The organism is Pseudomonas sp. F007 (assembly GCF_057814275.1).
This window is the reverse complement of record NZ_JBVATA010000006.1, coordinates 101,714-127,022: the sequence shown is the minus strand read 5'-3', so window position 1 is coordinate 127,022 and position 25,309 is coordinate 101,714. Positions and strand designations below refer to the sequence as shown.

The 25,309-nt window shown below is 60.4% G+C and carries 23 protein-coding genes; 10 read left to right on the top strand and 13 right to left on the bottom strand.

What is annotated here, in order from left to right; translation table 11 throughout:
- Positions 1–71 precede the first annotated feature (71 nt).
- Positions 72–1,253 (bottom strand): Na+/H+ antiporter NhaA, encoded by a 1,182-nt coding sequence (gene nhaA / locus ACZYR5_RS15980; RefSeq protein ID WP_489090084.1) that lies wholly within the window; start codon positions 1,251–1,253, stop codon positions 72–74.
- Positions 1,254–1,480: 227 nt separating this feature from the next.
- Here nhaA and ACZYR5_RS15975 point away from each other — a divergent pair, with 227 nt between their 5' ends.
- A complete protein-coding gene (locus ACZYR5_RS15975) occupies positions 1,481–2,575 on the top strand; it encodes a PLP-dependent cysteine synthase family protein (protein ID WP_489090083.1) in 1,095 nt (364 codons plus the stop codon).
- 51 nt (positions 2,576–2,626) lie between these two features.
- Here ACZYR5_RS15975 and ACZYR5_RS15970 read toward each other — a convergent pair whose 3' ends face one another.
- From ACZYR5_RS15970 to ACZYR5_RS15960, 3 genes are all read right to left on the bottom strand, one after another.
- The gene (locus ACZYR5_RS15970) at positions 2,627–4,243 is read right to left on the bottom strand and encodes an NAD(P)/FAD-dependent oxidoreductase (RefSeq protein WP_489090082.1); all 1,617 of its coding nucleotides are present in this window, start codon (positions 4,241–4,243) and stop codon (positions 2,627–2,629) included.
- 107 nt (positions 4,244–4,350) lie between these two features.
- Positions 4,351–5,025 carry a hypothetical protein gene (locus tag ACZYR5_RS15965; RefSeq protein WP_489090081.1) on the bottom strand — a complete coding sequence of 225 codons (675 nt, stop codon included), beginning with the start codon at positions 5,023–5,025 and terminating at the stop codon, positions 4,351–4,353.
- A gap of 66 nt (positions 5,026–5,091) precedes the next feature.
- On the bottom strand, positions 5,092–5,691 hold the full coding sequence (locus ACZYR5_RS15960) for a short chain dehydrogenase (protein WP_489090080.1): 600 nt from the start codon (positions 5,689–5,691) through the stop codon (positions 5,092–5,094).
- A 104-nt stretch (positions 5,692–5,795) separates the two neighbouring features.
- Here ACZYR5_RS15960 and ACZYR5_RS15955 point away from each other — a divergent pair, with 104 nt between their 5' ends.
- Positions 5,796–6,704 carry a LysR family transcriptional regulator gene (locus ACZYR5_RS15955; protein WP_489090079.1) on the top strand — a complete coding sequence of 303 codons (909 nt, stop codon included), beginning with the start codon at positions 5,796–5,798 and terminating at the stop codon, positions 6,702–6,704.
- Positions 6,705–6,753: 49 nt separating this feature from the next.
- On the opposite strand, the gene ACZYR5_RS15950 is transcribed toward ACZYR5_RS15955, so the two are convergent.
- The 5 genes from ACZYR5_RS15950 to ACZYR5_RS15930 all read right to left on the bottom strand — a co-directional run bounded on the left by ACZYR5_RS15950 (position 6,754) and on the right by ACZYR5_RS15930 (position 11,756).
- Positions 6,754–7,455, bottom strand: a complete 702-nt coding sequence (locus tag ACZYR5_RS15950) for an ABC transporter ATP-binding protein (protein ID WP_027621148.1) — start codon at positions 7,453–7,455, stop codon at positions 6,754–6,756.
- Positions 7,456–8,223 carry a high-affinity branched-chain amino acid ABC transporter ATP-binding protein LivG gene (gene livG / locus ACZYR5_RS15945; RefSeq protein WP_489090078.1) on the bottom strand — a complete coding sequence of 256 codons (768 nt, stop codon included), beginning with the start codon at positions 8,221–8,223 and terminating at the stop codon, positions 7,456–7,458. It lies immediately after the preceding gene.
- Complete coding sequence (locus ACZYR5_RS15940; RefSeq protein WP_027621150.1) at positions 8,220–9,476, bottom strand: high-affinity branched-chain amino acid ABC transporter permease LivM; 1,257 nt, start codon at positions 9,474–9,476, stop codon at positions 8,220–8,222. Before ACZYR5_RS15940 ends, livG begins: the two co-directional genes overlap by 4 nt.
- The gene (gene livH / locus ACZYR5_RS15935; protein WP_489090077.1) at positions 9,473–10,396 is read right to left on the bottom strand and encodes a high-affinity branched-chain amino acid ABC transporter permease LivH; all 924 of its coding nucleotides are present in this window, start codon (positions 10,394–10,396) and stop codon (positions 9,473–9,475) included. The genes ACZYR5_RS15940 and livH overlap by 4 nt, the downstream gene beginning before the upstream one ends.
- A gap of 232 nt (positions 10,397–10,628) precedes the next feature.
- Positions 10,629–11,756, bottom strand: coding sequence for a branched-chain amino acid ABC transporter substrate-binding protein (locus ACZYR5_RS15930; protein WP_489090076.1), 1,128 nt, complete (start codon positions 11,754–11,756; stop codon positions 10,629–10,631).
- A 133-nt stretch (positions 11,757–11,889) separates the two neighbouring features.
- On the opposite strand from ACZYR5_RS15930, the gene ACZYR5_RS15925 reads away from it, so the two are divergent.
- The 3 genes from ACZYR5_RS15925 (at position 11,890) to ACZYR5_RS15915 (ending at position 13,549) form a co-directional block, all read left to right on the top strand.
- Positions 11,890–12,072, top strand: coding sequence for a hypothetical protein (locus ACZYR5_RS15925; protein ID WP_489090075.1), 183 nt, complete (start codon positions 11,890–11,892; stop codon positions 12,070–12,072).
- 30 nt (positions 12,073–12,102) lie between these two features.
- Positions 12,103–12,414: a DUF2288 domain-containing protein gene (locus tag ACZYR5_RS15920; protein WP_489090074.1), complete on the top strand. Its 312-nt coding sequence runs from the start codon at positions 12,103–12,105 to the stop codon at positions 12,412–12,414.
- Between the two features lie 241 nt (positions 12,415–12,655).
- Complete coding sequence (locus tag ACZYR5_RS15915; RefSeq protein ID WP_489090073.1) at positions 12,656–13,549, top strand: NAD(P)-dependent oxidoreductase; 894 nt, start codon at positions 12,656–12,658, stop codon at positions 13,547–13,549.
- On the opposite strand, the gene ACZYR5_RS15910 is transcribed toward ACZYR5_RS15915, so the two are convergent.
- The gene (locus ACZYR5_RS15910) at positions 13,506–15,701 is read right to left on the bottom strand and encodes a putative bifunctional diguanylate cyclase/phosphodiesterase (protein WP_489090072.1); all 2,196 of its coding nucleotides are present in this window, start codon (positions 15,699–15,701) and stop codon (positions 13,506–13,508) included. The two genes, ACZYR5_RS15915 and ACZYR5_RS15910, sit on opposite strands and share 44 nt — an antisense overlap.
- 300 nt (positions 15,702–16,001) lie before the next feature.
- Here ACZYR5_RS15910 and ACZYR5_RS15905 point away from each other — a divergent pair, with 300 nt between their 5' ends.
- The gene (locus ACZYR5_RS15905) at positions 16,002–17,351 is read left to right on the top strand and encodes a spinster family MFS transporter (RefSeq protein WP_489090071.1); all 1,350 of its coding nucleotides are present in this window, start codon (positions 16,002–16,004) and stop codon (positions 17,349–17,351) included.
- Between the two features lie 144 nt (positions 17,352–17,495).
- Here the strand turns inward: ACZYR5_RS15905 and rapA are convergent, their stop codons facing one another.
- Positions 17,496–20,342 (bottom strand): RNA polymerase-associated protein RapA, encoded by a 2,847-nt coding sequence (gene rapA / locus ACZYR5_RS15900; RefSeq protein ID WP_489090070.1) that lies wholly within the window; start codon positions 20,340–20,342, stop codon positions 17,496–17,498.
- A gap of 204 nt (positions 20,343–20,546) precedes the next feature.
- Here rapA and ACZYR5_RS15895 point away from each other — a divergent pair, with 204 nt between their 5' ends.
- The 3 genes from ACZYR5_RS15895 to ccoM all read left to right on the top strand — a co-directional run bounded on the left by ACZYR5_RS15895 (position 20,547) and on the right by ccoM (position 21,443).
- Positions 20,547–20,888 (top strand): aspartate-semialdehyde dehydrogenase, encoded by a 342-nt coding sequence (locus ACZYR5_RS15895; protein WP_489090069.1) that lies wholly within the window; start codon positions 20,547–20,549, stop codon positions 20,886–20,888.
- 139 nt (positions 20,889–21,027) lie between these two features.
- Positions 21,028–21,189 (top strand): hypothetical protein, encoded by a 162-nt coding sequence (locus ACZYR5_RS15890; protein ID WP_489090068.1) that lies wholly within the window; start codon positions 21,028–21,030, stop codon positions 21,187–21,189.
- A gap of 143 nt (positions 21,190–21,332) precedes the next feature.
- Positions 21,333–21,443, top strand: a complete 111-nt coding sequence (ccoM, locus tag ACZYR5_RS15885) for a cytochrome c oxidase subunit CcoM (RefSeq protein ID WP_489090067.1) — start codon at positions 21,333–21,335, stop codon at positions 21,441–21,443.
- 151 nt (positions 21,444–21,594) lie between these two features.
- Here the strand turns inward: ccoM and ACZYR5_RS15880 are convergent, their stop codons facing one another.
- Together ACZYR5_RS15880 and ACZYR5_RS15875 are read right to left on the bottom strand one after the other, a co-directional pair.
- Entirely contained in the window at positions 21,595–23,070 is a 1,476-nt protein-coding gene (locus ACZYR5_RS15880) for an inorganic phosphate transporter (RefSeq protein ID WP_489090066.1), read from the bottom strand.
- A gap of 360 nt (positions 23,071–23,430) precedes the next feature.
- Positions 23,431–23,631, bottom strand: a complete 201-nt coding sequence (locus tag ACZYR5_RS15875) for a hypothetical protein (RefSeq protein WP_489090065.1) — start codon at positions 23,629–23,631, stop codon at positions 23,431–23,433.
- 639 nt (positions 23,632–24,270) lie between these two features.
- Here ACZYR5_RS15875 and pcaR point away from each other — a divergent pair.
- The gene (gene pcaR / locus ACZYR5_RS15870) at positions 24,271–25,113 is read left to right on the top strand and encodes a pca regulon transcriptional regulator PcaR (RefSeq protein WP_489090064.1); all 843 of its coding nucleotides are present in this window, start codon (positions 24,271–24,273) and stop codon (positions 25,111–25,113) included.
- Positions 25,114–25,309 lie beyond the last annotated feature (196 nt).

The window sequence follows — 25,309 nt, the reverse complement described above, 5'->3', positions numbered from 1 at the left end:
ACGGTTAAAACAAAACCCCGATCAGGCGACTGGTCGGGGTTTTGTGTTTCTGGGCAGTGGAGCGCAGCGATTTACACTTTTGAACGCTTGCGGCTCGCCATCACCATCACCGCATAACCAATCAACGCAGCAAACAGCGAACCGGTCAGGATCCCCATACGGTCCATGCCCGCGTATTCGCTGCTCCCGGCTTCGAAGGCCAGGGAGCCAACGAACAGGCTCATGGTGAAGCCGATCCCGCAGAGAATCGCCACGCCCAGCACTTGGCCCCAGTTGGCGCCTTGAGGCAGGGCGGCGATACCGATTTTCACCGCCAGCCAGGTCAGGCCGAAGACACCGATGGTTTTCCCCAGCAGCAGGCCGACGGCAATGCCCATTGGCACGTCGTGGGTGAAGCTTTCGAGGGTCACGCCACTCAGGGACAGGCCGGCGTTGGCGAAGGCGAACAACGGCAGGATACCGTAGGCCACCCAGGGATGCAGTGCGTGTTCGAGGGTCTGCAGTGGCGAAGGCTCGGCGTTTTTCGTGCGCAGCGGAATGCAGAAGGCCAGGGTCACGCCGGCCAGCGTGGCATGGACACCGCTCTTGAGTACACAGACCCAGAGAATCAGGCCGACGATCATGTACGGCCCCAACTTGACCACGCCCGCGCGATTCATCCCGACCAGGGCGGCAATACAGGCTGCGGCCAAGGCCAGGGACAGGGTCGACAGGGTGCCGGAGTAGAAAATCGCGATGATGACGATCGCACCGAGGTCATCGATGATGGCCAGGGTCATCAGGAACAACTTCAACGACACCGGTACTCGCTTGCCCAGCAGGGCCAGAACGCCCAGGGCGAACGCGATGTCGGTGGCGGTGGGAATCGCCCAGCCATTGAGTGCTGGCGGGTTGTCCTTGTTGAGAAACCAGTAGATCAGCGCCGGCACCACCATGCCGCCAATTGCCGCGGCACCGGGCAGGACGATTTGCGAGGGCTTGGACAGTTGACCGTCTAGCACCTCGCGCTTCACTTCCAGGCCAATCAGCAGGAAAAACAGCGCCATCAGGCCATCGTTGATCCACAGCAACAGCGGCTTGGCAATTTTCAGGGCGCCGATCTGGGCGACCACGGGAGTGTCCAGCAGGCCGCTGTAGAGCCAGCTCAGGGGCGAGTTATTGATGATCAGGGCAAGGATGGCGGCAGCGATCAATAACAGACCGCTGGCAGCTTCCATCTGAAAGAAACGCGTGAAAGTGCTACGCAGAGGCAAAGTCGCTCTCCATCTGTGGTTTCAAAAGGTGAGACACCCTAACCTGTACCGTTAGACGATAAAACAAAAGTTATATTCTTTTTTGTTATATGTCGTTACAACCGGCGGTGCAGAGAGCCTAGCAGTTGGTTGGCGTATTGAATCGCAGCTGTACCTGTGAGTTATGTAGGTTTTTTCCTAAGCTTGAACATCAAGTCAGCCCCATTCGAGTCAACGAGAACCCAGCCATGAGCGACAGCCGACAGTGGGCCCGCGAAGCCATCCGTATCATCGAAGCCGATTTCCAGCGCAGTGCCGACACGCACCTGATTCCACTGCCATTACCGGGTCTGCCGGGGATCGAGTTGTATTTCAAGGATGAGTCCAGTCACCCCACCGGCAGCCTCAAGCACCGCCTGGCCCGGTCGCTGTTTTTGTACGCGCTGTGCAATGGCTGGCTGAAGCCGGGAGCACCGGTGATCGAGGCGTCCAGCGGTTCGACGGCGATTTCCGAGGCCTATTTCGCACGCTTGCTCGGCCTGCCGTTTATTGCTGTGATGCCGGCGACCACCTCTCGGGAAAAAATCGCACAAATCGAGTTCTACGGAGGCAAGCCCCACCTGGTGGAAGATCCCACGCAGATATACGCCGAGTCCGAACGCCTGGCTCGCGAGCACGGCGGGCACTATATCGACCAGTTCACCTATGCCGAGCGCGCCACCGACTGGCGCGCCAACAACAATATCGCCGAATCGATCTTCCAGCAGATGCGCTTCGAGCGTCATCCACAGCCGAGCTGGTTGATTTCCAGCCCAGGTACCGGCGGGACTACGGCGACATTGGGGCGTTACGTGCGCTATCGCCAGCATTGCACCCGAGTCCTGTGCGCCGATGCCGAGCGTTCGGTGTTCTTCGACTATTACCAGAGCGGCGACGCGAGTCTGCGTCTGGATTGCGGCTCGCGGATCGAGGGCATCGGTCGTCCGAGGGTCGAGGCGTCGTTCCTGCCGAAAGTCATCGATGCCATGATCAAGGTCCCCGATGCTCTGTCGCTGGCCGCCATGCATTACCTGGCACAACGTCTGGGGCGGCATGTGGGAGGGTCCAGCGGGACCAATCTGATCGGTGCCCTGGTGGCAGCGCAGCAGATGATTGCGGACGGGGAGACGGGTTCGATCGTGGCGATTCTGTGCGACAGCGGCGAACGCTATGCGACCACCTATTACGATCAGGACTGGTTGAAGGCGCAGGGATACGAGCTGGATGAGTTGATCGCGACGGTCGCCGCCAGCGTCGAGCGCGGCGAACCGCTGCCGGATAATGTGTTGCGCGCCGGGATTTGAAACGCTGGCACTGGCGTGATGGGCGGGCACCCGTCACGCCAGTGCCAGGTTTCAGGCCGGTAGACCGAGGATGTCGCGGGCCACGGCTTCAGCGATGCGGATACCGTCGACACCCGCCGAGAGAATCCCGCCGGCATAACCGGCGCCTTCACCGGCCGGGAACAGACCCTTGACGTTGAGGCTCTGCATCGACTCGTTGTTACGGGTGATGCGCAGCGGCGATGAGGTGCGGGTCTCGATCCCGGTCAGCACCGCGTCATGCAACGAGTAGCCGCGGATCTGCTTCTCGAAGGCCGGCAGGGCTTCACGGATGGCCTCGATGGCAAATGCCGGCAACGCCAGCGCCAGGTCGCCCAGGGCGACGCCCGGTTTGTAGGAAGGTTCTACGCTGCCCAGGGCCGTAGACGGCTTGCCGGCAATGAAATCCCCCACCAGTTGTGCCGGGGCCTCGTAGTTGCCGCCGCCAAGGACAAAGGCGTGCGACTCCAGTTGCTCCTGCAGTTCGATACCGGCCAGCGGGCCGCCCGGATAGTCGACTTCCGGGGTGATGCCCACAACAATCCCGGAGTTTGCATTACGTTCGTTACGCGAATACTGGCTCATGCCGTTGGTGACAACGCGGTTTGGCTCGGACGTCGCGGCCACCACCGTACCACCCGGGCACATGCAGAAGCTGTAGACCGAACGACCGTTTTTCGCGTGGTGCACCAGTTTGTAGTCGGCGGCGCCAAGTTTCGGGTGGCCGGCGTACTTGCCCAGGCGAGCGCTGTCGATCAGTGACTGCGGGTGCTCGATGCGAAAGCCCACCGAGAACGGCTTGGCTTCCATGTACACACCGCGACCGTGCAGCATGCGGAAGGTGTCCCGGGCGCTATGACCCAGTGCCAGGATCACGTGGCGGGAGTGAATCTGCTCGCCGCTGGCCAGCTCGACGCCGGTCAGTTGACCGTCTTCGATCAGCACATCGGTGACCCGCTGCTGGAAGCGCACTTCGCCGCCCAGGGCGCGAATCTGCTCACGCATGTTTTCGACAACGCCCGTCAGACGGAACGTACCGATGTGTGGCTTGCTGACGTAGAGAATCTCTTCCGGTGCACCGGCCTTGACGAACTCGTGCAGGACCTTGCGACCGTGGTGCCTGGGATCCTTGATCTGGCTGTAGAGCTTGCCGTCGGAGAAAGTCCCCGCGCCGCCTTCGCCGAACTGCACGTTGGATTCAGGGTTGAGCACACTTTTACGCCACAGGCCCCAGGTGTCCTTGGTGCGCTGGCGCACTTCGGTGCCGCGCTCGAGAATGATCGGCTTGAAGCCCATCTGCGCCAGCAGCAGCCCGGCAAAGATCCCGCACGGGCCGAAGCCGACCACTACCGGGCGTTCGCTCAGGTCTTGTGGCGCCTGGCCTACAACCTTGTAGCTGACATCCGGGGCGGCGTTGACGTTACGGTCATTGGCAAACGCCTGCAGCACCTTCGCCTCGTCGCGCAGGCTGAGGTCGATGGTGTAGATGAAGCACAACTCGGTAGATTTTTTACGCGCATCGTAGCTGCGCTTGAACAAGGTGAAATCGAGCAGGTCATCACTGGCGATGCCCAGGCGCTGCACGATGGCAGGGCGCAGGTCTTCTTCGGGATGGTCGATTGGCAGCTTGAGTTCGGTGATTCGTAGCATGACAGGATCCGGTTCGCGGGCGCACCAATGCGCCAAGGCGTTTGCAAGCGGGCAATTATAAGCCGCAAAGGCACTGTCCAGTGAGGCTAAAACAGCAGCCCGTCGAATCAGTCGCTGCGTGCGCCACCAAAGTAGGCGCAACCGCGCTGGACCTGGCCGTTGACCCGCAACTCGGCGCTCATGAACTGGACACTGGGGCGCGTCGGGTCGACACATCGCTGCGGGGCAATCCACAACTCGACGTGTTGCTCGTTGGCTTCGCTACTCAGGTTGAAACGCCCGTCGCCCAATTGCTCCTCAAGGTAGGGCAAGGCCAATGCCGGCTGTCCCGCACGCTCAATGACCATGCCTTTGCCGGCAACCTTGACGTTCCACTCGGGGGCATGGCCGGCCGCTTGCAGCACCAGCTTCGGGAAATCAGGATTGGCGCAGGCGCTGGTCGCGCGTTCCAGCCGATAGAGTTGCTCGACGTCCAGTTGTGCGGTGCTGCCGGCGACACTGGAGGAAGGCACGCGACCGCGCAGGTCGGCGAATACGCTGTGCTGCGGGCCAGCCAGCGTTGCAGCTTCCTGCATGACGCTGGTGGCACCCGAGTCGCGCACCAGGTACTGCGTGGTGCCTTGGCAAGGCTTGAACACCAGTTTGCCACCGGCCATGCCCAGTTCGCCCTGCATGCGTGTCAGGCCCGCTGTAGACGGTGCCTCAGACAAGCTCGGCAGCCATTGGCAGCCACCGAACAACGGCAACAGGGCGACAAACATCAGGGAACGGGCGGCACGCATCGTGTGGTCTCCAGGCAGGTGCCGTCACGTTACGCAGGCAAGCCGTTGATCACAAGACTTGGTGCTTTATCCGACGTGAAATGTCTGCCCAGTCTGCAGGCCTTCAACGCTCTTGGCGTAGGCCAGGCCCACGTCGGCGCCAGATACCGGTTTATAGCCACGGAAGTAGGGTGCGTAGCTGCCCATGGCCTCGACCAGGACTGTCGGGCTCACCGAGTTGATGCGCAGGCCGCGTGGCAATTCGATGGCCGCGGCGCGCACGAAGCTGTCCAGTGCGCCATTGACCAGGGCCGCGGAGGCGCCGCTGCGAATCGGATCGTGACTCAAGACGCCGCTGGTGAGGGTGAACGAAGCGCCGTCATTGGCAAACTCACGACCGATCAGCAGCAGATTGACCTGGCCCATCAGCTTGTCTTGCAGGCCCAGGGTGAAGCTTTGTTCGGTCATTTCCGCCAGGGGGGCGAAGGTCACGCTGCCGGCGGCGCAGACCAGGGCGTCGAATTTGCCGGTCTTTTCAAACAGCGCACGAATCGAGGCGCTGTCGCTGATGTCGACCTGGAAATCGCCACTGGTGCGACCGATACGAATGATGTCGTGACGTTCGGACAACTCCTTGTCAATCGCCGAACCTACGGTGCCGCTGGCGCCAATCAAAAGAATTTTCATCGTGGGATTCCTCAAGTGTGTGAACGAGGTGTGAGTCTAGTGTGGTTTTTTCTGTAGATAAGCGTGCTAATAGGCAACCTTTGGTTTTCAATTGGAAACAATCCATGAGCGAAATGGACGACCTGGCAGCCTTCGCCGTGCTGATCGAGGCGGGCAGTTTCACCTTGGCGGCGCAACAATTGGGCTGTAGCAAAGGCCAGCTGTCCAAGCGCATCAGCCTGCTGGAGGCGCGTTTCAATGTGCTGTTGTTGCAACGCACGACGCGTCGCCTGAGCCTGACGGCGGCGGGCGCAGCGTTGTTGCCGCAAGCCCAGGCCCTGCTGATCCAGGTGGAGCGCGCGCGGCAAGCGCTGGCGCGGCTCAAGGACGACATGGCGGGCCCGGTGCGGCTCACCGTGCCGGTATCGCTGGGGGAGACGTTCTTCGATGGCTTGCTGCTGGAGTTTTCCCGGCAGTACCCGCAGGTGCAGATCGAGCTGGAACTGAACAACAGTTATCGCGACCTGTCCCGCGACGGCTTTGATCTGGCGATCCGTTCGGAAGTGGCCAACGACCAGCGCCTGGTCGCTCGGCCGCTATTGGCCTGGCACGAAATGACCTGCGCCAGTCCCGAGTACTTGCAGCAGTTTGGCGAGCCGACCACGCCGCAGCAGTTGATGGGTCATCGTTGCCTGCTCAACAGCCATTACAGCGGTCGCGAAGAATGGCTTTACCACCAGCAGCACGAGTTATCGCGGGTACGGGTTTCCGGGGCCTTTGCCAGCAATCACTACAACCTGCTGAAAAAGGCCGCGCTGGCCCATGCCGGGATTGCGCGACTGCCGTCCTATCTGCTTCAGGCCGAGTTGGCCGACGGGCGCTTGCGCTGGCTGCTGCGCGATTATCAGACCCGCAGCATGCCGATGTACCTGGTGCATCCGTATCAGGGCGGATTACCCAAGCGCACTCAAGTGCTGGCGGACTATCTGATCGACTGGTTCAAGCGCAGTGGCGAGGCGTTGGACCGGTTGTGAGCACGCACAAAAAAACGGCCCGAAGGCCGTTTTTTGTTCCGCGTTTTGCTTAGCCGCCCAGGTACGCTTCACGCACTTTGGGGTCGGTCAGCAAGGCTTCACCGGTGCCTTGCATCACTACCCGGCCGTTCTCCAGAACGTAGGCACGGTCGGCGATTTTCAGCGCCTGGTTGGCGTTTTGCTCGACCAGGAACACCGTCACACCGTCCTTGCGCAGTTGCTCGATGATGTCGAAGATCTGCTGGATGATGATCGGTGCCAAGCCCAGCGACGGCTCGTCGAGCAACAACAACTTGGGTTTGCTCATCAGCGCCCGGCCGATGGCGAGCATTTGCTGCTCACCGCCCGACATGGTGCCGCCGCGCTGTGCGAAGCGTTCCTTCAGTCGTGGAAAAAGCCCCAGGACCTTGTCCATCTGCTCCTGATAGTCGCCCTTGTCAGTGAAGAACCCGCCCATGGCCAGGTTTTCTTCCACGGTCAGGCGCGAGAACACCCGACGACCTTCCGGCACTACCGCGATGCTCTTGCGCATGATCTGCGCCGAGGTCTGGCCCACCAGCTCTTCGCCCATGTAGCGAATGCTGCCGCTGTGTGCCTGCGGCGAACCGCAGAGGGTCATCAACAAGGTCGACTTGCCGGCGCCGTTGGCCCCGATCAGGGTGACGATTTCGCCCTGGCGGATCTCGACGTTGACGCTGTGCAGGGCCTGGATCTTGCCATAGAAGGTGGAAACGTTTTCGAACTGCAGCATTTACGCTTCCCCCAGGTAGGCTTTGATCACTTCAGGATTGTCACGGATCTGTTCCGGCGTGCCATCGGCCAGTGGTGTGCCCTGGTTGATCACGACGATGTGGTCGGAAATGCTCATGACCAGTTTCATATCGTGTTCGATCAGCAGCACGGTGACGTTGTGCTCTTCACGCAGGACGCTGATCAGCGCCTTGAGGTCTTCGGTTTCCTTGGGATTGAGGCCGGCAGCCGGTTCGTCGAGCATGAGGATCCGCGGGCGGGTCATCATGCAGCGGGCGATTTCCAGGCGTCGTTGCTGACCGTAGGCCAGGGTCCCGGCGGTACGGTTGGCGAACTCCTTGAGGTTGACCTTTTCCAGCCAGTACTCGGCAAACTCCATGGCCTCGCGTTCACTTTTGCGGAACCCCGGGGTCTTGAACAGGCCGGACAGGAAGTTGGTGTTCAGGTGACGGTGCTGGGCGATCAACAGGTTTTCGACCGCCGTCATGTCCTTGAACAACCGTACGTTCTGGAACGTACGCACCACGCCCTTGAGGGCGATCTTGTGACCGGGCAGGCCCTGGATCGGTTCGCCGTCCAGCAGGATGCTGCCACCGCTCGGTTTGTAGAAACCGGTCAGGCAGTTGAACACGGTGGTCTTGCCCGCGCCGTTAGGGCCGATCAGGGCTACTACCTGTTTTTCCTTGACGGTCAGGGCCACGCCGTTGACCGCCAGCAAACCGCCGAAGCGCATGCTCAGATTTTCGACTTTCAGGATCTCACGGCTCATTTTCGCAGCTCCATGTGAGGACGTTGCATGGGCAGCAGGCCTTGAGGACGCCAGATCATCATCAGCACCATCAAGGCGCCGAACATCAACATGCGGTATTCACTGAACTCACGCATCATTTCCGGCAGCAGGATCATCACCACTGCAGCGAGGATCACGCCCAGTTGCGAGCCCATGCCACCCAGAACCACGATGGCGAGAATGATTGCCGACTCGATGAAGGTGAAGGACTCGGGTGTCACCAGGCCCTGACGGGCGGCGAAGAAGCTACCGGCGAAACCGGCGAAGCTGGCGCCCAGGGTAAAGGCCGACAACTTGATCACGGTTGGGTTGAGACCCAGCGCACGGCAGGCGATTTCGTCTTCACGCAGCGCTTCCCAGGCACGGCCGATCGGCATGCGCAGCAGGCGGTTGATCACGAACAGCGCACCGAGGGCCAGCAACAGGGCAACCAGGTAGAGGAAGATCACCTTGTTGATCGAGTTGTACTGCAGGCCGAAGTACTCGTGGAAGGTCTGCATCCCTTCTGCGGCCTTGCGCTCGAAGGTCAGGCCAAAGAACGTCGGTTTCTCGATGTTGCTGATGCCGTTTGGCCCGCCAGTGAGATCGGTCAGGTTACGCAGGAACAGACGGATGATTTCACCGAAGCCCAGGGTCACGATCGCCAGGTAGTCACCGCGCAGACGCAGTACCGGGAAGCCCAGCAGGAAGCCGAAAGTGGCCGCCATCAGGCCGGCGATCGGCAGGCAGATCCAGAAGCTCAGGCCGTAGTAATGCGACAGCATCGCATAACTGTAGGCGCCGACGGCGTAGAAGCCTACGTAGCCCAGGTCGAGCAGGCCGGCCAGGCCGACCACGATGTTCAGGCCAAGGCCGAGCATCACGTAGATCAGGATCAGGGTGGCGATATCCACCGCACCGCGTGAGCCGAAGAACGGCCACACCAGTGCGCCGACGATCAGCGCCAGGATGATCCAGCGTTGGGTGCCAGGCAGGGTCAGGAAGTTGCTGGCCTTGGCCGGGATCAACGGCATGCGTGGCGAGGATTTCCACGCGGCGTCGATCTGGTGGCTGAACAGCACCCGCAGGAACATCAGGACCGAGCACAGGGCGATGGTCGCGAGGATGGCCGGGCTGGTGTTGTGAACTTCCAGGTTGATGCCGACGATGGTCAGTTTCAGACCCAGCACCGGGTAGGCCACGGCCCACACCAGCAAGGCGCTGAACAGCGCCGATTTAAGATTCCTAGTCATACTTTCTCAACCTCCGGACGGCCCAGAATGCCGGTCGGACGGAACAGCAGCACCAGAACCAACAAGCCGAATGCCACGACGTCCTTGTATTGGTCGCCAAAGATATCGGCGCCGAATGCCTCAGCCACACCCAGCACCAGACCGCCGAGCATGGCGCCCGGAATACTGCCGATGCCGCCCAATACTGCGGCGGTGAAGGCCTTGAGCCCGACCAGGAAGCCGGCGTTCGGGTTGATCACGCCGTATTGCATGCTCAGCAGCACGGCCGCGATGGCCGCCAGCGCAGCACCGATGACGAAGGTCAGGGCGATGATGTTGTTGGTGTTGATACCCAGCAGGTTGGCCATCTTGATGTCTTCGGCACAGGCGCGGCAGGCACGGCCGAGGCGAGAACGGGAGATGAACAGGGTCAGGCCGAACATTGCCACCAGGGTCACCACGAACACCACGATCTGCATGTAGGAAATCAGGACTTCCGATGCTCCGCCTGGCCCGAAGGAGAAGTTGCCCGGGATCAGGTTGGGGATCGATTTATCCTTGGAGTCTTGTGACAGCAGAACCGTGTTCTGCAGGAAGATCGACATGCCGATGGCGGAAATCAGCGGAATCAGGCGGTTGCTGCCCCGTAGCGGGCGGTAGGCAATCCGTTCAATGCTGTATCCGTAGGCACTGGTAACGACGATGCTCGCAATGAAAGCTGCGGTCATCAACAGCGGGACACTGTCGAGTCCCATCATGGCCAGCCCGGCGATGGCGATGAACGCCACGTAGGAACCGATCATGTAGACCTCGCCGTGGGCGAAGTTGATCATTCCAATGATGCCGTAAACCATCGTATAGCCGATGGCGATCAGGGCATACGTGCTGCCAACGGTCAGGCCGTTAACCAGCTGTTGGAAAAAGTGATAGATCTCAGGCATTACAGCGCTCCTAAAAACCTGATACGCATTTCACTGGTGGAGTCATTATCCCGCCCGAGCCCCGTGGATCTGCATCCACCTCGAATTCGAACATTGCCAGCGAACCGCTGATGACGGTTTTGAGATTTTCAGGTGGGGAGGCTAGCGGATCACGCCAGCGCGGCCCAATACGTTCGTAAAATAAAGCCCACGGCACGCCGTGGGCTTTATTGGCAGTCAGTCAGGCAAGGCCTTACTGAGGCGAAGCTTCGGTTTTCGGTTTGCCGAAGTGCCACTCGTAAACCACGAACTTGAAGTCTTTCAGGTCGCCCTTGGCGTCGAAGCTCAGGTCGCCAGTCGGGGTTTTGAAAGTACCGGCGTGGATGGCTTCAGCCACTTTGGCCGGGTCTTCGCTCTTGGCAGCAGTGATACCGCCGGCGATGACTTCAACGGCCGAGTAGGCCGGGAACACGAACGGACCGCTTGGGTCTTCTTTCTTGGCCTTGAACGCGTCAACCAGGGCAACGTTGGTCGGATCCTGGTCGAAGGACTTCGGCAGGGTTACCAGCAGGCCTTCGGAAGCATCCTTGGCGATTTGCGAGATCGAGTCGTTACCCACGCCTTCCGGACCCATGAACTTGGCTTTCAGGCCTTTTTCCTGGGATTGACGCAGAATCAGGCCCAGCTCCGGGTGGTAGCCGCCGTAGTAGACGAAGTCGACGTTGGCTTGCTTGAGCTTGGCGATCATCGAGGAGAAGTCTTTGTCGCCGGCGTTGATGCCCTCGAACACGGCAACCTTGACGCCTTTGCCTTCCAGGGTTTTCTTCACCGCGGTGGCAATACCCTCACCGTATTGCTGTTTGTCGTGCAGCACGGCAACGACTTTCGGCTTCACGTGATCGGCAATGTAGTTACCGGCGGCAGGGCCCTGGGCGCTGTCCAGACCGATAGTACGGAAGATCATTTTGTAACCACGGGTGGTGATGTCCGGGCTGGTGGCAGCCGGGGTGATCATGATCACGCCTTCGTCTTCGTAGATATCCGAAGCCGGTTGGGTGGAGCTGGAGCACAGGTGGCCGACCACGAACTTCACGCCGTCGTTGACGACTTTGTTGGCAACAGCCACGGCTTGTTTCGGATCACAGGCATCGTCGTATTCAACGGCTTCAAGTTTCTTGCCGTCGACGCCGCCTTTGGCGTTGATTTGTTCGATGGCCATTTTCGCGCCACTGAACTGCATGTCGCCGTATTGGGCTACAGGGCCGGTTTTAGGGCCGGCAATGCCGATCTTGATGGTGTCAGCTGCGAACGAATGGCTGGCAACCCCGGCCAGAACCATAGCGGCAAACAGTTTGGAAATCTGCTTAGTAGCCTTATTCATAGTGCTCCACTCTTACTGTTGTAATTTTTATAGTCCTGGCGGCCTGAGGCGCAGAACCGATCGATGACCTAGGTCTCTTACGGAAATGCCCCTGGCAACTGTACCGGTACAGTGTAGAGCGCCGGTTGTTCGCTTGAAAAGCTGGCTGCTGGGGGCAAAACCTGACGGTGTCGCTTTATTGAAAGAAAAGTACAAAAACGCGGCATGGCTTTTGAGGGCTTATAGCTGGTTCAGCGGCTTTATGGAGCTTTCCCGCACTTTTCGTTCGATGACGCAATTGCATCCGGGTTTTTCTGCTGGACCACCGACGTTATGATTGCGCCGATTTCTTTTCCGGACAGGACCCATGACTGAAGAACCTAGCACCCTCTATGCCAAGCTGCTTGGCGAAACCGCATCGATCACGTGGAAAGGACTGGAACCGTTCTTTGCCAAGGGTGCCCTATTGTGGGTCGATCCTGATCTGGATTTGATTGCTGCTGCAGAGGCAGTGGCGCAGGACGAAGGCGAGAAAGTGGCTGCCTGGTTGGCCGCCGACAAACTCTCGAAGCTGTCTGAAACGCGGGCGCTGGATCTTTTTGCGCGTGATCCCGAGCTCTGGGCGGTAGTGGTTTCTCCCTGGATCCTGATCCAGGAAAGGGCGCAAGCCTCAGCTTGAGCACCAAGTTGGTGCGCTATCTTCGCGCTAAAAAGTGTGTAGCCGCGTAGCGTGATGGCACGGTGCCGTAGAGAAAGGCCACAGCCAGAACCGGTTGACGGTGACGTTCGCGTAATGGGAACAGTTGGCTTGGCCGTCGAAAGGCTGCTTGATTGTTTCCGATTGTAAATCGTTGACCTTTCCCAAGCCTCGGCAAATCGGCGACTATTTGCGCGATCCCGAATTTGACAGAGGCAATCTTATGGCTGCGTTACCTGCACTTGCGTTCGCCGGCATCGGCCTGATGGGCTTGCCGATGTGCCGGCGCCTGCTGGCGGCGGGGTATCCGTTGACGGTGTGGAACCGCAACCCGGAAAAATGTGCGCCCCTGGTCGAGGCCGGTGCCCGTCAGGTCGCGACGCCGGCCGAGTTGTGCGAGCACGCCGACCTGGTGCTGCTGTGCCTGGCCAACACCGAGGTGGTGCGTGAAGTGGTGTTTGGCCCGGCCGGGGTCGCCAGTGGCGGCCGGAGCGGTCAAATGCTGGTGGATTTTTCCAGTCTGGAACCGACAGCCACTCGTGAAATGGCCGCGCAACTGGCTGGCCGATGCGCAATGCGTTGGCTCGATGCACCGGTGTCCGGCGGGGTGGCGGGGGCTGAAGCCGGCAGCCTGGCGATCATGGTGGGCGGGCAGGCGACGGATGTTGAGCGTGTGCGTCCAATCCTGCTCAGCCTCGGCCAGCGGGTCACGCATATGGGCGAAGTCGGGGCGGGGCAGGTAACCAAGGCCTGCAATCAAATGATCGTGGCGTGCAATGCCTTGGTGATTGCCGAGGTGGTGGCACTGGCAGAGCGTTCGGGGGTCGATGCCAGCTTGTTGGCAGAAGCCTTGAGCGGTGGTTTTGCCGATTCGAAGCCCTTGCAGATTCTCGCGCCGCAAATGGCCGAGAGCCGCTTTGAACCGGTGAAATGGCATGTGCGCACGTTGCTCAAGGACCTCGATGGCGCGGTGAAGTTTTCCCGCGAACAAGGGGCGGCGATCCCCCTCAGCGGCCTGGCCGCGCAACTGATGCGCCTGCACGGTGGCCAGGGATTCCTGGAAAAGGACCCCTCTACCTTGATTCAGCTGTACCGCGAACCAGACGCAAAGGGCTGATGCGCTGGTTGACTTGATCGAGGATCGGCCGCAGTTCCGCCAGGGGCACCGGGCAACTCAGTAAATAGCCCTGGATGTAGTCACAGCCCAGGCGTTCGAGGAAGCGGTATTGCTCGAGCGTCTCGACCCCTTCGGTGACCACCTGCAGGTGCAGGGTGTGGGCCATTACGATGATCGCCTGCACGATCTCCATGTCCTGCGGCGAGTTGGGAATGTCCTGGATAAACGAGCGGTCGATCTTCAGGGTGTTCAGCGGCAGGCGCTTGAGATACGCGAGCGAGGAGTAGCCGGTGCCGAAGTCATCGATGGACAGGGAGACCCCGAGGTCGCGGATCTGGTGCAGCAACTCGAGGGTGACGGCGATGTTGCCCATCAGCGCATTCTCGGTGACTTCCAGTTCCAGTCGTTGTGCTGCCACCCCGGCCGACTGCAGCGCGGCTTTGATCTGTTCAGCCAGTTCCGGTCGGCCGAGGTTGAGGGGCGAGCAGTTGACCGCAATTTTCAGTGAATCGCAGCCTGGCCCGGACAACTGCCTGAGGTCCTCGCAGGCCTTGCGCAACACCCAGTGATCGAGTTCGGCGATCAGGCCATTGGCTTCGGCAATGGCAATGAAGCGGTCGGGTGCCAGCACGCCGTGAGTCGGGTGCTGCCAGCGAATCAGCGCTTCGAGCTTGGTCACCTGGCCGGTCGCCAGATCGTAAATCGGCTGGTAATACAGCAGCAGCCCCTTGTCCTCGCGCAGGGCATGGCGCAGTTCTTCCTCCAGTTGCAGAGCGATCGTTGCCCTGGTTTTCAGGGTCTCATTGAAAAAGCACAGGTCGTTACGACCATTGGCCTTGGCCTGGTAGAGCGCCAGGTCGGCATTTTTCAGCAGTTCTTCGCAGGTGCGGCCGTCGTCCGGGTACAGGCTGATGCCGATGCTGGTGGTCATGACCATGCTGCGCCCGGCCAGGGTGATGGGCTCTTGCATTTTTGCCAGGATGCGCAGCGCCACGTGCCGGGCTTCGTCGCGCTCCTGCAGGTTGATCAGCACGCAAAACTCGTCACCGCCAAAGCGTGCGACCACATCGGCATGGCTGCGTATCGAGCTTTTCAGATGCCCGGCAAGGACCTTCAGCAAGTCGTCGCCGGCGTCGTGCCCGAGGCTGTCATTGATGCGTTTGAAGTGATCGATGTCCAGGAACATGATCGCCAACTTGCCGCCCAAGCTGTTCTTTTCGGCGATTTTCTCCGCGAACAGTTGATTGAAGCCACGCCGGTTGAGCAGGTTGGTCAAGGGGTCGTAATGCGCCGCCTGCTGCAGCGACATGCGGGCCTGGTCAAGTTGACCCAGCAGGGTCTGGACCCGGCGCAGGTCTTGTTCCTTGCGCTGCAGCTTCTTGTCGGCCAGCGCAGCGCTGATGCTGCTGCCGATGACCAGCAGCGCGATCACGGCGATGGTCAGTCCGAGTTGCAGCGGGTTGTCGTCGGCGGCGAGTTGGATGGGTACGCCGGCGGGCAGTACCAGAGTCATCGCCTGCATACCGGTGAAGTGCATGCTGACGATGCCGGCACCCAGTACCAGGCTGGTTCCATATTTGAGCCATTGATGAAAGGCGCCACTGTCATCGCGCAGTCGATGCCAGAGCACCAGGGCGATGCCGCTGGCGGCGATGGCGATGATAATCGACAGGGCCAGCAGCCCGGGTTGGAAATACTGGCTGGCGTCGGAATGCATGGCCGCCATGCCCACGTAATGCATGGCGGCGATGCCCAGGCCGACACCGATCGCGGCCAGGCCATAGCGCCAGGCACTGGGTTGCGGATCACTCAGGGTATTCATGGCCAGGAAGCCGGCAACCAGGGCGATCAGCAGCGAAAGCAGGGTGATCGAGAGGTCGTAGTGCAGGTTGATGGGCGCGAGGAACGCCAGCATGCCGATGAAGTGCATGGCCCAGATACCGCCGGCCAGGCATCCGGCGCCGACCCAACGCCAGCGCCGGCGTGATGCTGGATGGTCGGCGTGGTTCGCGCGTTCGGCCATGACCAGCGTGACGAAGCTGGCGGCACAGGCAACCAGATAAGCCAGCAGCACCATGACCGGGTTATGGCTGCAGTTGAGTACGAGTTGACCACTGTTCTGCGACAGTTCACTGATCCAATGCCACTCCATAGCACTCCTTGTCGCTGAATCAGTCTCGATGGGCGCCACGAAAACGGGCGGATGCCTGGAGTATAGAAAGCCCTTTGAAATCACAATGCAGTGATGGCGTATTGCCTGTTACTTTTTTCGAATTGATTCAATAGCTGTTTGGAATAAGACGGGAAAAGGCGCTTTTCTGTCGCCATAAGCGCATATCAGCCTTGCGAATGATCACAGACAGCCGCGACCGGCCTGACTAGATTGCGGTTTCCGGGCTCGGATGCGCGTGGTGGCGGAGCCCTCATAACAATAAATAGACGAGGCGGATCCATGCAGAACTCGACCCAAGCGGCGAATGCCTGGCGCATTCTGTTCCTGCTGTTCCTGGCCAACCTGTTCAACTTCTTCGACCGCACGATTCCGGCAATCATCATTGAACCGATCCGCATGGAATGGCACCTGAGCGATTTCCAGTTGGGGATCATCGGTACGGCGTTCACCCTGGTGTATGCGATCGCCGGCCTGCCGCTGGGGCGGATGGCTGATACCGGATCTCGCAGCAAATTGATGGGTTGGGGGCTCGCCGTGTGGAGTGGGCTGACGGCGGTCAACGGGCTGGTGGGCAGTTTCTGGAGTTTCCTGATCGTGCGCATGGGCGTGGGCATCGGTGAGGCGAGCTATGCGCCGGCCGCCAATTCGCTGATCGGTGATCTGTTTCCCGCCCATCGCCGGGCGCGGGCCATGGGTATCTTCATGCTGGGCCTGCCGTTGGGGCTGTTGCTGGCGTTTTTCACCATCGGCGCCATGGTCAAGGCGTTCGACAGCTGGCGTGCGCCGTTCTTCATTGCCGCGGTGCCAGGGCTGATCCTTGCGGTCTTCATGTTTTTCATCAAGGAACCCAAGCGCGGCGCGGCGGAAACCGTGGCGGTCTCCCAAGAGCGCGTGGACCGGCCGATCCGTCGGGTGCTGGCGATCCCGACTTTCCTCTGGCTGGTGATGGCGGGGCTGTGCTTCAACTTCGCCACTTACGCCTGCAACTCGTTCCTGGTGCCGATGTTGCAGCGCTATTTCGGCTTACCGCTGCAGGAGGCGGCGGTGGCAACTGGAGTGATCGTCGGGGTGACGGGACTGTTCGGTCTGACGCTGGGCGGCTGGGTGGCCGACAAGATCCACCAGCGAATTGCCAATGGCCGGCTGTTGTTTGCCGCCTTCAGCCTGATCATTTCGACCCTGTGCACCGCCTGGGCGCTACATGCCGGGCGGATCGAAATTGGAGTGTTCGTTGGCGTGTTCAGCCTGGGCTGGCTGTTTGCCTATAACTTTTACACCTGCGTCTACACGGCCATTCAGGACGTGGTCGAACCGCGCTTGCGGGCCACGGCGATGGCGTTGTTCTTTGCAGGTCTTTATCTGCTGGGGGGAGGGTTGGGGCCGGTGGTAGTGGGCGGGCTGTCCGATCATTTTGCCCAGAGTGCGATGTTGGCGGCGGGGGCCGAGCAGATGACCGAGGCGTTCAAGGCGGTCGGCTTGCACGATGCCATGTACCTGATTCCGGTGGCGCTGTTGCTGACCACGGTGTTCCTGTTCCTGGCGGCGCGCTGCTTTGTGCGTGATGCCCGGCGCATGAAGGAGGGGCTGGTGCCGGTGGCTGAGCCTGGGGTGGTTGTGGCGACGGCGTGAGGTCAGCAGCAGGACGCTGCTGCTTGATGATGCGCATTTTGGGCTGGATTTTGTAGGAGCGGGCTTGCCTGCGATGAACGATAACGCGCGTTATCTGAAATAACGCGGCGCTTTCATCGCAGGCAAGCCCGCTCCCACAAAGGGTTAGCCGGCTACCAGCACCCGAATCGCTTCCAGGCGCAATGCTGCTTTTTCGAGCATGGCCAGGCCTTGCTCGCGCTGGCGACGCAGGGCTACCAGCTCACTGTCGCGCACGGTCGGGTTGACGGCTTGCAGGGCTGTCAGGCGTGCCAGCTCTTCATCGGTATCGGCGGCCAGACGGCGTTGCGCCTCGGCAACGCGTTCGGCGTGGCGCGGGGTGATCTTCGCTTCGCCGGCGTTGATTCGCGGGGTCAGTTGGTCGCGCTGGGCCTGGATGAACTTGTTGGCGCTGGCACGTGGCACGCTTTCGAGTTGATCGTTGAGGGTTTCGAACGAGACCCGGCCCGACAGGTCGTTACCGTTGGTGTCCAGCAGGCAGCGCAAGGCTGCCGGTGGCAGGTAGCGGCCCAGTTGCAGCGAGCGCGGGGCAACCACTTCACTGACGTAGAGCAGCTCCAGCAACACGGTGCCGGGCTTGAGCGCCTTGTTCTTGATCAGCGCAACGGCGGTGTTGCCCATCGAGCCGGACAGCACCAGGTCCATCCCGCCTTGCACCATCGGGTGTTCCCAGGTGATGAACTGCATGTCTTCGCGAGACAGCGCCTGGTTGCGGTCGTAGGTGATGGTCACGCCTTCGTCGTCGCCCAGCGGGAAGCTGGCGTCGAGCATTTTTTCGCTCGGCTTGAGGATCAGGGCGTTTTCCGAGTGGTCTTCGCTGTCGATGCCGAACGCGTCGAACAGGGTTTCCATGTAGATCGGCAGGGCGAATTGATCGTCCTGTTCCAGAATCGCTTCAACCAGTGCCTCACCTTCGCCGGCGCCACCGGAGTTGAGTTCCAGCAGGCGGTCGCGGCCGCTGTGCAGCTCGGCTTCCAGCGCTTCGCGGGTGCCACGGGCTTCGTCGATCAGGGCTTGCCACTCGCCGTCGTCGGCTTCTTCGAGCAGCGGCAGCAGGCGCGGGCCAAACTGATGCTGCAGGGCGTTGCCGGTCGGGCAGGTATTGAGGAAGGCGTTCAGTGCTTCGTGGTACCACTGGAACAGGCGCTCTTGCGGGCTGGTTTCCAGGTACGGCACGTGCAGCTCGATGGTGTGCTTCTGGCCGATCCGGTCCAGACGGCCGATCCGCTGCTCCAGCAGGTCCGGGTGCGACGGCAGGTCAAACAACACCAGGTGATGGGCGAACTGGAAGTTGCGACCCTCACTGCCGATTTCCGAGCAGATCAGCACCTGGGCGCCGAATTCCTCGTCGGCAAAATAGGCCGCCGCACGGTCACGCTCGAGGATGTTCATGCCTTCGTGGAACACCGTGGCCGGGATCCCGGAACGCACGCGCAGGGCGTCTTCCAGGTCCATCGCGGTTTCGGCGTGGGCACAGATCACCAGGACCTTGGTGCGCTTGAGCATCTTCAGCTGGTCGATCAGCCACTCGACGCGCGGGTCGAATTTCCACCAGCGTTCTTCTTCGCTGGCGTCCGGCTGGGCCTGGAAGCTGACTTCCGGGTACAGCTCGGCATGTTCGCCCAGCGGCAGCTCGAGGTATTCGTCCGGGCACGGCAGCGGATACGGGTGCAGCTTGCGTTCCGGGAAACCCTGGACCGCGGCACGGGTATTACGGAACAGCACGCGGCCAGTGCCGTGGCGATCGAGCAGTTCGCGCACCAGGCGCGCACTGGCCTCGACATCGCCATCGTTGACCGCAGCCAGCAACGCTTCGCCTTCGTTGCCGAGGAAACCGTGGATGGTCTGGTGTGCCGCAGGCGACAGGCGACCCTGGTCCATCAGTTCCTGAACGGCTTCTGCCACCGGGCGATAGTTTTCGCTTTCGGCGCGGAAGGCCTGCAGGTCATGGAAGCGGTTCGGGTCGAGCAGGCGCAGACGCGCGAAGTGGCTGTCCTGGCCCAGTTGTTCCGGGGTCGCGGTCAGCAGCAGTACGCCAGGAATGGTTTCGGCGAGTTGTTCGACCAGCGAGTACTCAGGGCTGACCTGATCTTCGTGCCACACCAGGTGGTGCGCTTCGTCGACCACCATCAGATCCCAGCCGGCGGCGAACAGTGCGTCCTGGGCCTTCTCGTCGTCCACCAGCCACTCCAGCGCAACGAGCGCCAGTTGGGTGTCTTCAAACGGGTTGCTGGCATCGCTTTCGATGAAGCGTTCTTCATCGAACAGCGCGACCTGCAGGTTGAAACGACGGCGCATCTCCACCAGCCACTGATGCTGGAGGTTTTCCGGGACCAGGATCAGCACCCGGTTGGCGCGTCCGGAGAGCAGTTGGCGATGGATCACCAGGCCGGCTTCGATGGTTTTACCCAGGCCCACTTCGTCCGCCAGCAATACCCGCGGCGCGATTCGGTCAGCGACTTCACGGGCAATGTGCAACTGGTGGGCGATCGGTTGCGCCCGCACGCCACCCAGGCCCCACAGCGAGGACTGCAGCTGGCGGCTGGTGTGTTCCAGGGTGTGGTAGCGCAGGGCGAACCAGGCCAGTGGGTCGATCTGGCCGGCGAACAGACGGTCGCTGGCCAGGCGGAACTGGATAAAGTTCGACAGCTGGGTTTCCGGCAGGGTGACAGGCTCGTTCTGACCGTTGAGTCCGTGATAGACCAGTAGCCCGTCGACATCGTCGACTTCGCGCACGGTCATTTTCCAGCCTTCGAAGTGGGTGATGGTGTCGCCCGGCGAAAACCGCACGCGGGTCAGGGGGGCACTTCGTAGCGCATACTGGCGGGTTTCGCCAGTGGCCGGGTAGAGCACGGTCAACAAGCGACCGTCCTGTGCCAGAACGGTGCCTAACCCTAGCTCCGCTTCGCTGTCACTGATCCAGCGTTGCCCCGGTTGATACTGCTGCGCCATGCTGCCTGACTCCCGCCTTGAAAAAGCCGACTATCTTAACGGATCGCTGCCTTCAGAGCCAAAGGACTCTCATAAAAACTACTAGTCTTACGGTAGCGCATCGTGTCGATCGGAGCTTTTTAGTGTCAACTCGGTCACAAGTTTGCGACCGATGGCTCAAGTCGCCTGGCATTCCGCCGACAGCCTGCCCAGAGGAGACTTACCATGCTGCCACCGATGCTGCCCTTGAGTGCCGTGCCGATTACCTCGCAACAGGATCCGGTTCGCCCGCGCCCGGACATGCCGCCGGTGGTGCCAGTGCAACCGAGTTCCAGCGAAAGCACGATAGACCTGCAAAAGCGCGACCCGGAAGAAGCGGCCATGGCGTTGCGCGACGAGCAGCGCCGCCGTCAGGAACAAGACAAGCGCCGGCGCGAAGCCGACAGCGACCCCGAGGCGTACCTGGCGATTCCCGGTGACGAACTGAATGCCGACCACACGGTGCCGGTGGCGCCGCTGATGGATGAGCAACCGCGCCAGGGGCTGTGGGTAGACATCGAAGTCTGAGTGGCGCACAGCTTTTGTAATGCTCACGGCTGCCGAGCAGGCTGGTCATTGCCTGCCACAGCCCGCATTATTGGCAAACCCCGGCTGACACCAGTCGCCGTGCCACGCCCGTACCGAACCTGGAAGAACCAACCCCGCCATGAGCCAAGACGACAAGCTGATCGACCTCAATGCCGAGCGCGCCAAGCGCGTGCATGACCTTAATGAAAAGCGCCTGAACGAAGTGCGCCAGGCATTCGAGCAGGCCATGCCCCTGGGCAAGACGAAGAAAAAGCCGAAGAACAAACCGAAGAAGCGTTGAACAGCCGGTATTTGTTGATATACGTCAGTTATTCCCCCTCCTTTACGGCCTGTCTTGGGCGCTATTGATCCCGGTCAATTTTCTCCTGTGCTCGATTGGTTAACTTAGACCCATCGCAACTGAGCAAGCAGGGGAGGCCAGTCATGTTTTTCGACAATGTGGTGTTCGCCGGAGTGCTGACTGTCAGCCTCATGATTCTGTTTTTCGCTGGGTTTGGATTCTTTATCTGGAGAGACTCGCACAAGCGCAAGTAAGCGCGGGTCTTTCCGGAAGCACGAGCACGCAAGGCATTTTGGGCAACTTCGGTTGCCCTTTTTTTTTGCCTGCGATTCGAGATTGGTAACACCGACGCAAAAAAAAGGCGCGACCTGCAATCAGGGCGCGCCTTTTTTGTTCAGCCGGGAATCAGCTGCCCAGGGCCTTGGACGCCAGCCAGAACAGGCCGGCCGACAGGGCCACGGTCGCTGGCAGGGTCAGGACCCAGGCCATCAGGATGGTTTTCACCGTGCCGCCTTGCAGGCCGCTCTTGTTGGCAACCATGGTCCCGGCAACACCCGAGGACAACACGTGAGTGGTCGATACCGGCAGGCTGAAGACGTTGGCCAGGCCGATCATGGTCGCGGCGGTGATCTGCGCCGACATGCCCTGGGCGTAGGTCATGCCTTGCTTGCCGATCTTCTCGCCGATGGTCAGGACCACACGCTTCCAACCCACCATGGTGCCCAGGCCGAGTGCCAGGGCAACCGCCAGGATCACCCAGAAAGGTGCGTACTCGGTGGTGGCGGTCAGGTCTTTGCGCAGCTTGTCGAGGTCAGCCTTTTCCCGGGCGTCCAGGCCCGGCAGCTTGCCGACTTTCTTCGCGGTGTCGTCCAGGCAGAGCAGGTAGCGACGCACTTCGATGCGGCTTTCATGCGGCAGCGAATGGTAGTCGGCAACCCCTTTGAGGGTGCCCAGCAGTGCAGCAATGGTCGGTTCGGTCTGTTGCGGGTTGCAACGGAACTTCTCCGGCAGATCGTCCTTCACACTTTTGCCCAGCGCCAGGAACTCGCCCAGGGTGGCTTCATTGCGCTGGTAGAACTGGTTCAAGTGCAGGGTTGCATCGCGGGTGCGCTCGATCTGGTAGGTCGTGCTGTTCAGGTCGAGTACGAACTGCGCCGGCACGATACCGATCAACACCAGCATGATCAGGCCGATGCCTTTCTGGCCGTCGTTGGAGCCGTGGACAAAGCTCACGGCCATCGCCGAGATCACCAGGACCAGGCGGTTCCAGAACGGCGGGTGCTTCTTGTCGTCGATCTTGCGGCGCTGGTCCGGCGTCTTGTGCATCTTCGACAGTGGGCGCCACCATTTCAGGCCGATCAGTACCAGTGCGGCAACGGCGAAGCCGGCCATTGGCGAGACCACCAGCGAAGCGCCGATGTCGATCGCTTTCTGCCAGTTGACCCCGTCAACCAGTGGAATGTCGTTGATCAGGGCGTTCGCCAGGCCCACACCGAGGATCGAGCCGATCAGGGTATGGGAGCTGGAAGCCGGAATACCGAAGTACCAGGTCCCCAGGTTCCAGGTGATAGCCGCAGCCAGGAGCGAGAACACCATGGCCAACCCGTGGCCGGTGTTCACGTTGATCAACAGTTCTACCGGCAGCAAGTGCACGATGGCATAGGCCACGCCGACGCCGCCGAGCAACACGCCAAGGAAGTTGAATACACCGGAAAAGAACACCGCCAGGTGGGGCGGCATGGCTTTGGTGTAGATAACGGTGGCAACCGCGTTAGCGGTGTCATGAAAGCCGTTGATGAACTCGAAGGCGAGGACAAAGGCCAGGGCGAGCAAGAGGCTCACAAGCACCCAAGCATCCAGTCCGCTGAATAAATCGATCATGAAGGTTTTCTGACCCGGTCATAAGGGGGCGCGATTATGCCAGAAAAGATGGTTAATCGATGCACTCGGTTGTCGCCGGCATGGCGATTTGGTCATTTAGTTTGTAACAAGACCCTAAGTCCCAGCGTTTGTGTAGGGTTTTCAAGTCTTTGATTTTGCAGAAAAATATCCAGAATGGCGAAAATGCCATGGCCGCGCAGAGATGCGAACAATGCTGTATGAAATTTCTGAAATCAGCACTGGCACAGGCCCTGACGCTTGATTGCCGACCGTCAAGCGGAAGCTCGCTCGCTGTCAGGCGTTGCCATGCAGGTGCAGGAAACCTCGAGTTTTCAGGCAGCAAAAAACCAGGCCTCGGCACTAGGGCTCGTCGGCCTTGAGTTCTTTTTCCATCTTCTGCAATTCCTGGCTGAATGCCTGATCCTGGACAGTGGCGCGTTTACGCCAAGGCTTGCGTTCCGGTTCCGGCTGCGCGGCATAAGTGGTGACTTCGCCGCCGTACACTTCCTTGTAACGTTGTTCCTGGCGCTCAAGTTCGGCGCGCAGTTCGTCTTTCGTCACAGTATTACCTTATTGAAATTGAAATAAACTCTGGTGAAACGCGCAACTCGGGTTTTGTCGTGTGCATGCACGCTCATGCCAGTCTTGCGAAGAAGCCTGGGTGGATGAAGGTGTCATGCTGACAGCAGTCCGATTGCAGGCGGCCACAGCACCAGAGAAGAATCACCGATGTAGCATCAGTCTTCTTGTTTCCGGCAAGCGCACGGGGCGGGCATTGGGGATGCGCGTCAGCGCTTGCGGATAGGTAGCGGGTAGCGAAGTACCGCGCCGCCTTATAGTGATCGCTTACCTATGTTGTAGGAAAGTGGAGATATCACTGTAGGTATTATAGCGTTCAATTTGATGATGACTATCACCTCGCAAATCAAAAGTATCGGCTGCTGATGAAAATGGATGCCGGTTTACACATTTTCAAGTACATGGACTTCACGTGGCATCAATGGAAGATTGACGTCATTAAGTAGTCGGTTGTTTTGCAGGCGAGTGTTCTATCCCAGTTGAGCGCAAGGCCTGTACGGCCAGGTAGATTGCGATTATCGGTTAAGCGTTCGATAATCGCCCGAAGTCGCTGTGCGTGGCTTGTGTGCAAGATAGAGGGCGGCTTGTAATAGCCGATGAACTTTGGGGGACCGACCTGTAATGAACGATCAACTGCGCAACTCCTTCGCCTCGGCAGCGCCGCCCATCGTTGCTTCGCCGGCCAAGCGGATCCAGGCGTTGACCGGTGACCCCGATTTCATGACCTCCCTGGCCCGCGGCCTCGCCGTGGTCCAGGCGTTTCAGGAGCGCAAGCGCCACCTGACCATCGCGCAGATCAGCCATCGCACGGAAATTCCCCGTGCGGCGGTCCGTCGTTGCCTGCACACGCTGATCAAGCTGGGCTACGCCACCACCGACGGACGCACCTACTCGTTGTTACCCAAAGTGCTGACACTCGGCCATGCCTACCTGTCGTCCACCCCCTTGGCGGTCTCGGCGCAGCCCTATCTGGACCGCATGAGCGAGCAGTTGCACGAGGCCTGCAACATGGCCACCCTTGAAGGCAATGACATTCTTTATATCGCCCGCTCGGCAACCACCCAGCGCCTGATTTCGGTCGACCTGTCGGTGGGCGGACGCCTGCCGGCCTATTGCACCTCCATGGGACGAATCCTTCTGGCAGCACTGGACGATGCCTCGCTGCGCGAATACCTCGACAGTGCCGACCTGCAGGCCAAGACCAGCCGCACCCTGCATACTCCCGAAGCGCTGCTCGAATGCTTGCAGGAGGTTCGTCAACAGGGCTGGTGCATCGTCGACCAGGAACTGGAGCAGGGCCTGCGCTCGATCGCCGTGCCGGTATACGATGCCTCCGGCCAGGTGTTGGCGGCGCTGAATGTCAGCACCCACGCCGGGCGAGTCAGTCGCAATGAGTTGGAACAGCGCTTCCTGCCGGGCTTGCTCAACGCCAGTCGCGAGCTTAGCGCGCAGTTGTTCGCCTAACCTGTTCGATAAACGCACAGACTCACGTTTGCACAATTGACGCTCTTTCCCTTGCCTCATTATTGTCGCGGCAGCGTTTACCGGTGTCCTTGGCCTTGGGCCCGACACCGGTCGAGCACTCCATAATAATGAAGAGGCATCCCATCATGCGCCTGTCCCTGGCCTGTCGTTGCAAAGCGCTGCACCGCGCCTGATC

Coding starts and splice junctions, on each gene's coding strand:
- livH (WP_489090077.1), bottom strand. CDS start 10,396: ATGCCTGAGATCTATCACTTTTTCCAACAGCTGGTTAACGGCCTGACC.
- ACZYR5_RS15965 (WP_489090081.1), bottom strand. CDS start 5,025: ATGCGTGCCGCCCGTTCCCTGATGTTTGTCGCCCTGTTGCCGTTGTTC.
- ACZYR5_RS15910 (WP_489090072.1), bottom strand. CDS start 15,701: ATGGAGTGGCATTGGATCAGTGAACTGTCGCAGAACAGTGGTCAACTC.
- ACZYR5_RS15955 (WP_489090079.1), top strand. CDS start 5,796: ATGAGCGAAATGGACGACCTGGCAGCCTTCGCCGTGCTGATCGAGGCG.
- ACZYR5_RS15975 (WP_489090083.1), top strand. CDS start 1,481: ATGAGCGACAGCCGACAGTGGGCCCGCGAAGCCATCCGTATCATCGAA.
- ACZYR5_RS15880 (WP_489090066.1), bottom strand. CDS start 23,070: ATGATCGATTTATTCAGCGGACTGGATGCTTGGGTGCTTGTGAGCCTC.
- livG (WP_489090078.1), bottom strand. CDS start 8,223: ATGAGCCGTGAGATCCTGAAAGTCGAAAATCTGAGCATGCGCTTCGGC.
- ACZYR5_RS15890 (WP_489090068.1), top strand. CDS start 21,028: ATGAGCCAAGACGACAAGCTGATCGACCTCAATGCCGAGCGCGCCAAG.
- ACZYR5_RS15960 (WP_489090080.1), bottom strand. CDS start 5,691: ATGAAAATTCTTTTGATTGGCGCCAGCGGCACCGTAGGTTCGGCGATT.
- ACZYR5_RS15970 (WP_489090082.1), bottom strand. CDS start 4,243: ATGCTACGAATCACCGAACTCAAGCTGCCAATCGACCATCCCGAAGAA.
- ACZYR5_RS15920 (WP_489090074.1), top strand. CDS start 12,103: ATGACTGAAGAACCTAGCACCCTCTATGCCAAGCTGCTTGGCGAAACC.
- pcaR (WP_489090064.1), top strand. CDS start 24,271: ATGAACGATCAACTGCGCAACTCCTTCGCCTCGGCAGCGCCGCCCATC.
- ACZYR5_RS15940 (WP_027621150.1), bottom strand. CDS start 9,476: ATGACTAGGAATCTTAAATCGGCGCTGTTCAGCGCCTTGCTGGTGTGG.
- ACZYR5_RS15930 (WP_489090076.1), bottom strand. CDS start 11,756: ATGAATAAGGCTACTAAGCAGATTTCCAAACTGTTTGCCGCTATGGTT.
- ACZYR5_RS15915 (WP_489090073.1), top strand. CDS start 12,656: ATGGCTGCGTTACCTGCACTTGCGTTCGCCGGCATCGGCCTGATGGGC.
- ccoM (WP_489090067.1), top strand. CDS start 21,333: ATGTTTTTCGACAATGTGGTGTTCGCCGGAGTGCTGACTGTCAGCCTC.
- ACZYR5_RS15895 (WP_489090069.1), top strand. CDS start 20,547: ATGCTGCCACCGATGCTGCCCTTGAGTGCCGTGCCGATTACCTCGCAA.
- ACZYR5_RS15950 (WP_027621148.1), bottom strand. CDS start 7,455: ATGCTGCAGTTCGAAAACGTTTCCACCTTCTATGGCAAGATCCAGGCC.
- ACZYR5_RS15905 (WP_489090071.1), top strand. CDS start 16,002: ATGCAGAACTCGACCCAAGCGGCGAATGCCTGGCGCATTCTGTTCCTG.
- rapA (WP_489090070.1), bottom strand. CDS start 20,342: ATGGCGCAGCAGTATCAACCGGGGCAACGCTGGATCAGTGACAGCGAA.